The following is a 9,665-nucleotide window of genomic DNA, read 5'->3' as shown; positions in this document are numbered from 1 at the left end:
GCCTTGGCGATGTTGTTGATGAGTTCCATCATGTTCACGGTCTTGCCCACGCCAGCGCCGCCGAACAGACCCACCTTGCCGCCCTTGGCGAACGGGCACACCAGGTCGATCACCTTGATGCCGGTTTCCAGCAGCTCTTGCGATGGCGACAGTTCGTCGTACGCAGGGGCCTTGCGGTGGATGGAGGCCGTCAGGTCCTGGCTGACCGGACCGCGTTCGTCGATGGGCGTGCCCAGCACGTCCATGATGCGGCCCAGCGTCGCCTTGCCCACAGGCACGGTGATGGGGTTGCCGGTGTTGGACACCATGATGCCGCGACGCAGGCCGTCGGACGAACCCAGGGCAATGGTACGCACCACGCCGTCGCCCAGCTGCTGTTGCACTTCCAGCGTCAGCGACGAGCCTTCGAGCTTCAGGGCGTCATAAATCTTGGGCATCTGGTCGCGGGGGAACTCCACGTCCACCACAGCGCCGATACATTGAACAATCTTGCCTTGCACTTGAGCCATTTTTCGCTCCAATAAAGTAGTTTGTTGAGCTGCTTACACAGCAGCGGCGCCAGCCACGATTTCCGAAAGTTCTTTCGTGATCGCTGCCTGGCGCGTCTTGTTGTAGACCAGCTTCAACTCGCCAATGACGCTGCCGGCGTTGTCGGTGGCAGCCTTCATGGCCACCATGCGCGCCGACTGCTCGGACGCCATGTTTTCCGCAACCGCCTGGTAGATCAGGGACTCGACATAACGGACCAGCAGCTCGTCGATGACGCTTTGCGCATCGGGCTCATAGATGTAGTCCCAGCCGTGTTCCGTCTTCTCAGCCTGCATCTGCTCGGAGGACAGGGGGAGCAACTGCTCCACCACCGATTCCTGCTTCATGGTGTTGATGAACTTGGTGTAGCTCAGATACACCGCGTTGATCTTGCCTTCTGCGTATGCATCGAGCAGCACCTTCACCGGGCCAATCAGCTTGTCCAGGTGGGGGGTGTCACCCAGACCCGTCACGTGCGAAACCACCTTGGCGCCCACACGGTTCAGGAAACCCAGGCCCTTGTTGCCAATCGCCACTGCTTCGGTCGAGACGCCAGCACCTTGCAGTTCACGCAGCTTGGTCGTCACGGCACGCAACACGTTCGTGTTCATGCCGCCACACAGACCCTTGTCTGTGGTGATGACGATGACGCCAGCGGTCTTGGCATCGTTCACTTTCATGAACGGATGCACGTACTCTGGGTTGGCCTTGCCGAGGTTGGCTGCAATGTTGCGGATCTTCTCGCTGTATGGGCGGGCAGCCCGCATCCGGTCCTGCGCCTTGCGCATTTTGGATGCGGCCACCATTTCCATGGCTTTGGTGATCTTCTTGGTGTTTTCCACCGATTTGATCTTGCCGCGTATTTCCTTGCCTGCTGCCATGATGGCTCCTCGTCCGGTTTAAGCGAACGACTTCTTGAACGCGGCGATCGCTGCGGTCAATTCGGCTTCTGCGTCCTTGTCCATGGCCTTGGCCTGCTCCAGCTTGGCCAGCAAAGCGGCGTGGCTGGTCTTCAGGAACTGGTGCAGGCCGTGTTCGAAGTCGAGCACCTTCTTGACGTCGATGTCGTCCATGAAGCCCTTGTTCACAGCGAACAGCGTGGAAGCCATCAGCGAGATGGGCAGCGGGCTGTACTGTGCCTGCTTGAGCAGTTCGGTCACGCGAGCACCGCGGTCCAGCTGCTTGCGGGTGGCTTCGTCCAGATCGGAGGCAAACTGCGCGAAAGCAGCCAGTTCACGGTACTGTGCCAAGTCGGTACGGATACCACCGGACAGGTTCTTCACCAGCTTGGTCTGGGCTGCACCGCCGACGCGCGACACCGAGATACCGGCGTTGATAGCGGGGCGGATACCGGCGTTGAACAGGCTGGTTTCCAGGAAGATCTGACCGTCGGTGATCGAAATCACGTTGGTAGGCACGAAAGCGGACACGTCGCCAGCTTGCGTCTCGATGATGGGCAGTGCCGTCAACGATCCGGTCTTGCCCTTGACTTCACCCTTGGTGAAGGCTTCGACGTAGTCGGCGTTCACGCGGGCTGCGCGTTCGAGCAAACGGCTGTGGAGATAGAACACGTCGCCAGGATAGGCTTCACGGCCTGGTGGGCGGCGCAGCAGCAGGGACACTTGGCGGTAGGCAACGGCTTGCTTGGACAGATCGTCATACACGATCAGCGCGTCTTCACCGCGGTCCCGGAAGTACTCGCCCATCGTGCAGCCCGAGTAGGCCGACACGTACTGCATGGCGGCCGATTCGGAAGCCGATGCGGCCACCACAATCGTGTACTCCATGGCGCCGGCTTGTTCCAGAGCGCGCACCACGTTCTTGATCGAAGAAGCCTTCTGACCAATAGCGACGTAGATACAGGTAACGCCCTGACCCTTCTGGGCAATGATGGCGTCGATGGCGACGGCCGTCTTGCCGGTCTGGCGGTCACCAATGATCAGCTCGCGCTGGCCACGGCCCACGGGCACCATCGAGTCGATGGACTTCAGGCCGGTCTGCAGAGGCTGGTCCACCGATTTACGGGCGATCACACCAGGAGCGACCTTTTCGATCACGTCGGTGAGCTTGGCGTTGATGGGACCCTTGCCGTCGATCGGCTGGCCCAGGGCATTCACCACGCGTCCGATCAGTTCGGGGCCGACTGGCACTTCCAGAATACGGCCCGTGCACTTCACGGTGTCGCCTTCGGAGATATGCTCGTACTCGCCCAGAATCACGGCGCCGACGGAGTCGCGCTCAAGGTTCAGCGCCAGACCGTAGGAAGGCTGGCCGTCCTTGGTCGCGGGGAACTCGAGCATTTCGCCCTGCATCACGTCCGACAGGCCATGAACGCGCACGATACCGTCGGACACGGACACCACGGTACCCTGGTTGCGGATATCGCTGCTGGCGGCCAGACCTTCGATGCGGCTCTTGATGAGTTCAGAAATTTCTGCGGGATTGAGTTGCATGACTCTTTCCTTCTTTCTTTGGTTCGCTGTCCTCGCCGCGCATTACGCGATGAGGGCCGCTTTCATTTGTTCAAGACGGGCCTTGACCGAAGTGTCCAGCACCTCGTCACCCACCACTACGCGAATACCACCGATCAGGGACTCATCCAGCTTCACAGCGAGGTTGAGCTTGCGGCCGAAGCGCTTTTCCAGCGCTGCGCTGACCTCAGACAGTGCAGCACTGTCCATCGGAAATGCGCTGTACACCACGGCATCCGAAGATCCGTTGCGACGATTCACGAGGGCACGAAACTGCGCAGCCACTTCCGGGAGCGCATCAATGCGTCCGTTGTCGATGACTGTGCGCAGGAAATTTTTGGCCATATCCGGCAGGGCCGAGCGGGCGACCCCGGTGAATACAGCGAACACCTGGTCTGCCGTCACCTTGGGGTTGTCCGCCAACTGACGCAGCTGGGGGTTGGCGGCAATCGCCGCCAGTTCGTCCATCCAGGCAGCGGTGCTGCCCAGATCGACGCCCGCGCCCGCAGTGGCAGCCTTGAACAAGGCATCGGCGTAAGGGCGGGCAATGGTGGCGAGTTCAGCCATGTGTGTCCCCTTACAGCTCGGTCTTCAGGCGGTTGAGCAGATCGGCATGGACGCCAGCATTGACTTCCTTGCGGAGAATCTGCTCGGCACCCTTGACTGCCAACGCTGCCACCTGCTCACGCAGGGCTTCGCGGGCTTGGACCGTCTGCTGCTCGGCTTCAGCGCGGGCAGCAGCGACAATCTTGTTGCCTTCCTCTGTGGCGCGGGCCTTGGCTTCTTCGATGATGGCCTGGGCACGACGGTCGGCGTCCGCAAGACGCGAGGCCGTCTCGTTGCGCGCCTGTGACAATTCCTTCTCGACGCGCTGGTTGGCAGCGGTCAGTTCGGATTTGGCACGGTCGGCAGCTGCGAGGCCATCGGCGATTTTCTGGGCTCGCTCATCCAGCGCCTTCGCGATCGGGGGCCACACGAATTTCATCGTGAACCACACGAGGATCAGGAAGACGATGGCCTGAACGAACAGGGTCGCATTGATACTCACGGCAACACCTTTCTAAAGTGGCGTTGAACGGGAATTACTTGGGCAGGTTGGCCAAGAGCGTGGAAACGAAGGGGTTGGCGAAAGCGAACAGCAGAGCAATAGCCACGCCGATCAGGAACGCAGCGTCGATCAGACCAGCCAAGATGAACATCTTGGTTTGCAGTTCGTTGATCAGTTCAGGCTGACGTGCCGACGATTCGAGGAACTTGCCACCCATCAGGGCGATGCCGATGGAAGCGCCGATAGCGCCCAGACCAACGATCAGACCACAAGCCAGAGCGACGAGACCGAGAATGTTTTCCATGATGACTCCTGAGTTAAAAAGAAAAGTTAAGGAAAGAAAAAACGAAAGGGAAACTTAGTGCGCGTTGTGCGCCTGACCGAGGTAGATCAGCGCCAGCATCATGAAAATGAACGCTTGCAGCGAGATCACCAAAATGTGGAACAGCGTCCAGATGGTGCCAGCGATGACGTGGCCCACAGGCAGCAGCACACCCGACAGCGACAGGGCCGCAGCACCACCCATGAGGGCGATGAGCATGAACACCAGCTCGCCAGCGTACATGTTGCCAAACAACCGCATGCCGTGAGACACGGTGTTGGCGACATATTCAATGATCTGCATGAGCAGATTCACCACGCCCAGGATCAGGGCGAAGATGGGATTCTTGCTGGTGCCGAAAGGAGCCGACACCAGTTCGTGTGCCCAACCGCCAGCACCCTTGATCTTGACGCTGTACCAGAAGCGCAGGATCAGGATGGCAAAGGCGAGGCCCAGCGTGGTAGACAGGTCAGCCGTGGGCACGACACGCAGATAGGCGTGGTGAGGATCGTGGCCGGCGGCGCCATAGATCTGCGCCCAGATGGCGGGCAGCAGGTCCACAGGCAGCATGTCCATGAAGTTCATCAAGAAGATCCAGACGAACACTGTCAGACCCAGGGGCGCAATGAACTTGCGGCTTTCAGCGTTGTGAATGTTCGCCTTGGCCTGGTTGTCCACCATCTCGACCAGCATCTCGACCGCTGCCTGGAAGCGTCCAGGCACACCAGACGTTGCCTTACGGGCAGCTGACCACAGAATCAAAAGGGTGAGAGCCCCCAGAACCAAACCGACGATGATCGAGTCATAGTTGATGACAGTGAAATCAACGATCTTGGTCTGGTTGACGTTTTGAAGATGCTGCAGGTGGTGAACGATGTATTCACTTGCAGTCGGAGCGTGCGCTTCTGCGGCCATCGGACAACTCTTCTCTCTATCAATCGGTTTTTCGGACACCAGGCCGCACCAACAGTGCCACCCAGTACGTTTTCATTGCGACCACCATGCCAATCAGCAAGGCAATCCAGCTCAAGCCCGGCACCAGCCGAGGTGCCGCCGCCAGCAGCGCCACCGTCAACATGATCTTGGCGATTTCCCACCCAAAGAACCCCACCATGGCAGCCCGCGGATTGGATGACGCCTTGTGGCGCAACACACCGCGGGCAAACAGTGCAGCCGGAGCCACCACTGCCAGGGCACCGTAGGCTGCAGACCAACCCACCACCGCCCTGCCCGTCAGAACCCAGGCCACCAGGGCCACCAGCATTCCGACCAGCGCCTGACCTGCCACCACCTTCCACACCGAGAGGGGCGGATGGCGACTGCGCCACTGCTGCGCCTCTTGGGCCGTCAGGGGCTTGAAGTCAGATTCTTCAGCCTCAGTTTCAGTCTCTGGCGGGATTGTTTTCATTGATGAATGACGCCCGCGTTACAGACCGCAACTTTTACAAAGCCTCTAATTATAAGTAAAAACCCATGGCACCAGACAAAAACCCGCAAACGTGCCTGTGGGCTTCGTGTGCGCCTGCTCTGTTGTGGTGATGCGCCAACGGCTTTTGCGCTCCAAAAAACTCGCGCAATGCACCGATCTGGCGCACGCCAAACACACAATTCAGACACCCTCATCAGCCCGTGGCGCACAATGACAGTGCATGCCTAGCTATTGAAACTGCAGCATCCCTACCACCGCGATCCACCATGACATCCTCCAATCCGCCGCCCGCCAACGGCCTCGATACGCAGGCAACAGATCCACGCAAAGACTCGCTGATCGAATACCCCTCCAAGTTCCCGATCAAGGTCATGGGCGCCAAGGTGGATGGGTTCGTGCACGCGGTGACCGAACTGGCCCGCCAGTTTGACCCCACCTTCGACGCCGCCACCATTGAACTGCGTGACAGCCGCGCAGGCAATTACCTCGGAGTAACCATCACCATCACGGCGACCAGCCGCGAGCAGCTGGACGACCTGTACCGTGCGCTGTCATCGCATCCGCTGGTGAAAGTGGTGCTGTAGCCGCCCCCCGGCAAGTTGCGCCATGACGATTGACATCCGCCTGCTGGGCCGTGCGGACTACGCCAGCACTGTGCAGGCCATGCAGGACTACACGACCACACGTACGCCCTCTGACCCGGATACGCTTTGGATTTGTGAGCACCCGCCGCTTTACACCCAAGGCATTGCAGGCAAAAGCGATCATGTGCTTGACCCAGGCGAGATCCCCGTCATCGCCACCAACCGGGGTGGGCAAGTCACCTTCCACGGACCGGGCCAGGTGGTCGCGTACCCGCTGATCGACCTGCAACGCGCAGGCTATTTCGTCAAGGAATACGTTTATCGCGTCGAAGAGTCCGTGATCCGTGCGCTGGCGCACTTCGGCGTCACGGGCCACCGGGTTGCCGGTGCACCCGGCATTTATGTGCGCCTGGATGATCCGCGCAGCCACGCCATGCTGCCCCAACGCCCCCAAAAACGAACGGGCTCGGAGGCGCCCACGCCCGACTTCGAAGGCCTGGGCAAGATCGCGGCGCTCGGCATCAAGGTCAGCCGCCACTGCACCTACCACGGCGTGGCGCTGAACGTGAACATGGACCTGGAGCCCTACGGCCGCATCAACCCTTGCGGTTACGCAGGATTGAAAACGGTGGACCTTTCTACAATCGGGGTCCACACCACCTGGGAAGAAGCCGCGCAGGTGCTGGGCCAGCAGCTCAGCATCCGGTTGGCGCCCTGAACTCTGCCTACAGCCATGAGCACCCCTGAAGTCGTCCGCGAAGCGCAATCCACCGAAGCCTACAACCCGCTGGCCAAGCAAAAGGCTGCGGCCAAGCTGTCGCGCATTCCGATCAAGGTGGAGCAGGGCGAAGTGCTCAAGAAGCCCGAGTGGATCCGCGTGAAGGCGGGCAGCCCCACCACGCGTTTCTACGAAATCAAGGAAATCCTGCGCGAACACAAGCTGCACACGGTGTGCGAAGAAGCTTCGTGCCCCAACATCGGTGAATGCTTTGGCAAAGGCACGGCCACCTTCATGATCATGGGTGACAAGTGCACGCGCCGTTGCCCGTTCTGCGACGTGGGCCATGGCCGCCCCGACCCGCTCGACAAGGATGAGCCGCTGAACCTGGCCAAGACCATTGCCGCACTCAAGCTCAAATACGTGGTGATTACCAGCGTGGACCGCGACGACCTGCGCGACGGCGGCAGCGGCCACTTTGTGGAATGCATCCAGAACATCCGCGAGCTGTCGCCCCAGACCCAAATCGAGATCCTGGTGCCCGACTTCCGCGGCCGTGATGACCGCGCGCTCGAAATCCTGAAAGCCGCGCCGCCCGACGTGATGAACCACAACCTGGAAACCGCGCCCCGCCTGTACAAGGAAGCGCGCCCCGGTTCGGACTACCAGTTCAGCCTGAACCTGCTCAAGAAGTTCAAGGCCTTGCATCCCAACGTGCCCACCAAGAGCGGCATCATGGTCGGCCTGGGCGAGACGGACGAAGAGATCCTGCAGGTCATGCGTGACATGCGCGCGCACAACATCGACATGCTGACCATCGGCCAGTACCTGGCACCCAGCAACAGCCATCTGCCCGTGCGCCGCTACGTGCACCCCGACACCTTCAAGATGTTCGAGGAAGAGGCGTACAAGATGGGCTTCAGCCATGCGGCAGTTGGCGCCATGGTGCGCTCCAGCTACCACGCGGACCAACAGGCGCACGCCGCTGGCGTGTAAGCCCTGTCCACCCGGCCCGATTCGCAGGTCACCCATGGGCCCGAATGGTCTGCTCTCGCTGCGCCGCTACGGCGCATCACCGGGCAGCCACAGCCATGACCATTTCCAGATTCTGCTGGGACTCTCCGGAGCGCTGGACCTGGAGGTGGCGGGCCGTGGCGTGCGCGTGGCACCCGGCGGCGGCTGCGTGATTGCCCCGGGAGATCGGCACGACTTTGAATCGTCCCGTGGCAGCCTGTGCCTAGTGCTGGACAGCGCACACCCCGACTGGGCGCGCTGTACCGGCCAACGCCGCTCGACCAAACCACCCGCCGATGCACTGCCACTGGCGCACTATCTGGCGAGCGCACTGCAACAAGACCGCCCGCTGGCACAAACCTACGGCCCTGCGCTCTTGCTGGAGGCGTGGCTCGACAGCACCCATTCCGACTGTTCCACGCCCGGCCCCACGCGCGGCCGCACCATCAACTGGCCCGCCCTGCAGCAATGGGCGGCGCAGCAATGGCATCGTGAACTGACCGTGGCCGACCTGGCGGCGCAGGTGCATCTGAGCCCCAGCCAGTTTTCCGCCCGATGCCGGGACGACCAGGGTATGGGCGCCATGGCCTGGCTGCGCGGCTTGCGCCTGGCGCAGGCCCGGGTGCTGCGCAGCACGGGCATGGCGGTGGCCGAGGTGGCGCTGCGCACGGGCTACCGCTCGCCCTCGGCTTTGACTGCCGCATTGCGCCGGGCTGAGCAGCACACATAACGGCCGGCGACGGCTGGCAACCAGGCCAAAACCTTGGCGCGCGACGACTCACCGGTGTTGCGCGACGACTCACCACAGCGGGCGCGCGTAAGCTCGGCGCCATGCAAGCCAACCTCTATGCCCTGGGCGCCATTGCGCTGTGGGCCTCTCTCGCTTCCCTGGGGGTGTCCCTCACCCACATTCCGCCCTTCCTGCTCACAGGCGTTGCGCTCATCATCGGCAGCGTGCCGGCCTGGCCGTTTGTGCTTCGTGACCCTGCACAGTGGCGCATCCCGCTGCGCACGCTGGCGTTGGGCGTGTACGGCCTGTTTGCGTACCACTTTCTGCTGTTCATCGCGCTGCGCCATGCCCCGCCGGTGGAGGCCAACCTCGTCAACTACCTGTGGCCGCTGTTCATCGTGGTGCTCTCGCCGGTGGTGCTGCCCGGTGTGGCGCTGCGCCTGCCGCATGTGCTGGCGGCGCTGCTGGGTTTTGGCGGCGCGGCCATTGCCATTGCCGGCGGGCGCGAGTTGAGCGGCACGCTGGCCTGGGGCTACCTGCCCGCGCTGGCAGCGGCTTTCATCTGGGCCACGTATTCGCTCATGACCAAGCGCGTGGCAGCGTTCCCGACCACGGCCATTGGCCTGTTCGGGCTGGTGTCCGGCGCGCTGTCGCTGCTGTGCCATGTGGCGCTGGAGCCGCCGGTGGCACTGCAGCCGCGCGACTGGGGGCTGCTCGCGGTGCTGGGCCTGGGGCCGCTGGGGGCGTCGTTTTTTATGTGGGACAAGGCGCTCAAGCTGGGGGACGCACGGCACATCGGCATCCTGAGCTACATCACGCCA

12 protein-coding genes and 1 pseudogene are annotated in these 9,665 nt (G+C 61.8%); 5 read left to right on the top strand and 8 right to left on the bottom strand.

Going from position 1 to position 9,665, the window contains the following annotated elements:
- From DBR23_RS15005 to DBR23_RS14970, 8 genes and pseudogenes are all read right to left on the bottom strand, one after another.
- Positions 1 to 509, bottom strand: a pseudogene (locus DBR23_RS15005) (F0F1 ATP synthase subunit beta); the annotation flags it as partial.
- A gap of 33 nt (positions 510 to 542) precedes the next feature.
- A complete protein-coding gene (atpG, locus tag DBR23_RS15000) occupies positions 543 to 1,409 on the bottom strand; it encodes a F0F1 ATP synthase subunit gamma (protein WP_056058853.1) in 867 nt (288 codons plus the stop codon).
- A gap of 18 nt (positions 1,410 to 1,427) precedes the next feature.
- Complete coding sequence (atpA, locus tag DBR23_RS14995; RefSeq protein WP_056058856.1) at positions 1,428 to 2,981, bottom strand: F0F1 ATP synthase subunit alpha; 1,554 nt, start codon at positions 2,979 to 2,981, stop codon at positions 1,428 to 1,430.
- Positions 2,982 to 3,023: 42 nt separating this feature from the next.
- Positions 3,024 to 3,566, bottom strand: a complete 543-nt coding sequence (locus DBR23_RS14990; protein ID WP_056058859.1) for a F0F1 ATP synthase subunit delta — start codon at positions 3,564 to 3,566, stop codon at positions 3,024 to 3,026.
- 10 nt (positions 3,567 to 3,576) lie between these two features.
- Positions 3,577 to 4,047, bottom strand: coding sequence for a F0F1 ATP synthase subunit B (locus DBR23_RS14985; protein WP_056058864.1), 471 nt, complete (start codon positions 4,045 to 4,047; stop codon positions 3,577 to 3,579).
- A 34-nt stretch (positions 4,048 to 4,081) separates the two neighbouring features.
- On the bottom strand, positions 4,082 to 4,351 hold the full coding sequence (gene atpE, locus DBR23_RS14980) for a F0F1 ATP synthase subunit C (RefSeq protein WP_015012210.1): 270 nt from the start codon (positions 4,349 to 4,351) through the stop codon (positions 4,082 to 4,084).
- Between the two features lie 54 nt (positions 4,352 to 4,405).
- On the bottom strand, positions 4,406 to 5,284 hold the full coding sequence (gene atpB / locus DBR23_RS14975) for a F0F1 ATP synthase subunit A (RefSeq protein ID WP_010467223.1): 879 nt from the start codon (positions 5,282 to 5,284) through the stop codon (positions 4,406 to 4,408).
- A gap of 19 nt (positions 5,285 to 5,303) precedes the next feature.
- The gene (locus tag DBR23_RS14970; RefSeq protein ID WP_056058866.1) at positions 5,304 to 5,777 is read right to left on the bottom strand and encodes an ATP synthase subunit I; all 474 of its coding nucleotides are present in this window, start codon (positions 5,775 to 5,777) and stop codon (positions 5,304 to 5,306) included.
- A 287-nt stretch (positions 5,778 to 6,064) separates the two neighbouring features.
- On the opposite strand from DBR23_RS14970, the gene DBR23_RS14965 reads away from it, so the two are divergent.
- From DBR23_RS14965 to DBR23_RS14945, 5 genes are all read left to right on the top strand, one after another.
- On the top strand, positions 6,065 to 6,382 hold the full coding sequence (locus tag DBR23_RS14965; protein WP_056058869.1) for a YbeD family protein: 318 nt from the start codon (positions 6,065 to 6,067) through the stop codon (positions 6,380 to 6,382).
- A 22-nt stretch (positions 6,383 to 6,404) separates the two neighbouring features.
- Positions 6,405 to 7,100: a lipoyl(octanoyl) transferase LipB gene (lipB, locus tag DBR23_RS14960; protein WP_108498778.1), complete on the top strand. Its 696-nt coding sequence runs from the start codon at positions 6,405 to 6,407 to the stop codon at positions 7,098 to 7,100.
- Between the two features lie 15 nt (positions 7,101 to 7,115).
- The gene (gene lipA / locus DBR23_RS14955; RefSeq protein ID WP_056058875.1) at positions 7,116 to 8,096 is read left to right on the top strand and encodes a lipoyl synthase; all 981 of its coding nucleotides are present in this window, start codon (positions 7,116 to 7,118) and stop codon (positions 8,094 to 8,096) included.
- A gap of 34 nt (positions 8,097 to 8,130) precedes the next feature.
- Positions 8,131 to 8,844 (top strand): AraC family transcriptional regulator, encoded by a 714-nt coding sequence (locus tag DBR23_RS14950; RefSeq protein ID WP_108498777.1) that lies wholly within the window; start codon positions 8,131 to 8,133, stop codon positions 8,842 to 8,844.
- A 101-nt stretch (positions 8,845 to 8,945) separates the two neighbouring features.
- Positions 8,946 to 9,665 (top strand): DMT family transporter (locus tag DBR23_RS14945; RefSeq protein ID WP_233250471.1); only part of this gene is annotated, 720 nt, incomplete at its 3' end.

The sequence above is a fragment of the Acidovorax sp. HMWF018 genome, from assembly GCF_003061035.1.
In the GTDB taxonomy this organism is placed as follows: Bacteria; Pseudomonadota; Gammaproteobacteria; order Burkholderiales; family Burkholderiaceae_C; genus Acidovorax; species Acidovorax delafieldii.
This window is presented reverse-complemented; position numbering and strand designations above follow the sequence as displayed.

Excerpts from the sequence above, each read along its gene's own strand:
- atpG (WP_056058853.1), bottom strand. The coding sequence starts at position 1,409 with ATGGCAGCAGGCAAGGAAATACGCGGCAAGATCAAATCGGTGGAAAAC.
- DBR23_RS14965 (WP_056058869.1), top strand. The coding sequence starts at position 6,065 with ATGACATCCTCCAATCCGCCGCCCGCCAACGGCCTCGATACGCAGGCA.
- DBR23_RS14950 (WP_108498777.1), top strand. The coding sequence starts at position 8,131 with ATGGGCCCGAATGGTCTGCTCTCGCTGCGCCGCTACGGCGCATCACCG.
- atpA (WP_056058856.1), bottom strand. The coding sequence starts at position 2,981 with ATGCAACTCAATCCCGCAGAAATTTCTGAACTCATCAAGAGCCGCATC.
- lipB (WP_108498778.1), top strand. The coding sequence starts at position 6,405 with ATGACGATTGACATCCGCCTGCTGGGCCGTGCGGACTACGCCAGCACT.
- atpE (WP_015012210.1), bottom strand. The coding sequence starts at position 4,351 with ATGGAAAACATTCTCGGTCTCGTCGCTCTGGCTTGTGGTCTGATCGTT.
- atpB (WP_010467223.1), bottom strand. The coding sequence starts at position 5,284 with ATGGCCGCAGAAGCGCACGCTCCGACTGCAAGTGAATACATCGTTCAC.
- lipA (WP_056058875.1), top strand. The coding sequence starts at position 7,116 with ATGAGCACCCCTGAAGTCGTCCGCGAAGCGCAATCCACCGAAGCCTAC.
- DBR23_RS14990 (WP_056058859.1), bottom strand. The coding sequence starts at position 3,566 with ATGGCTGAACTCGCCACCATTGCCCGCCCTTACGCCGATGCCTTGTTC.
- DBR23_RS14970 (WP_056058866.1), bottom strand. The coding sequence starts at position 5,777 with ATGAAAACAATCCCGCCAGAGACTGAAACTGAGGCTGAAGAATCTGAC.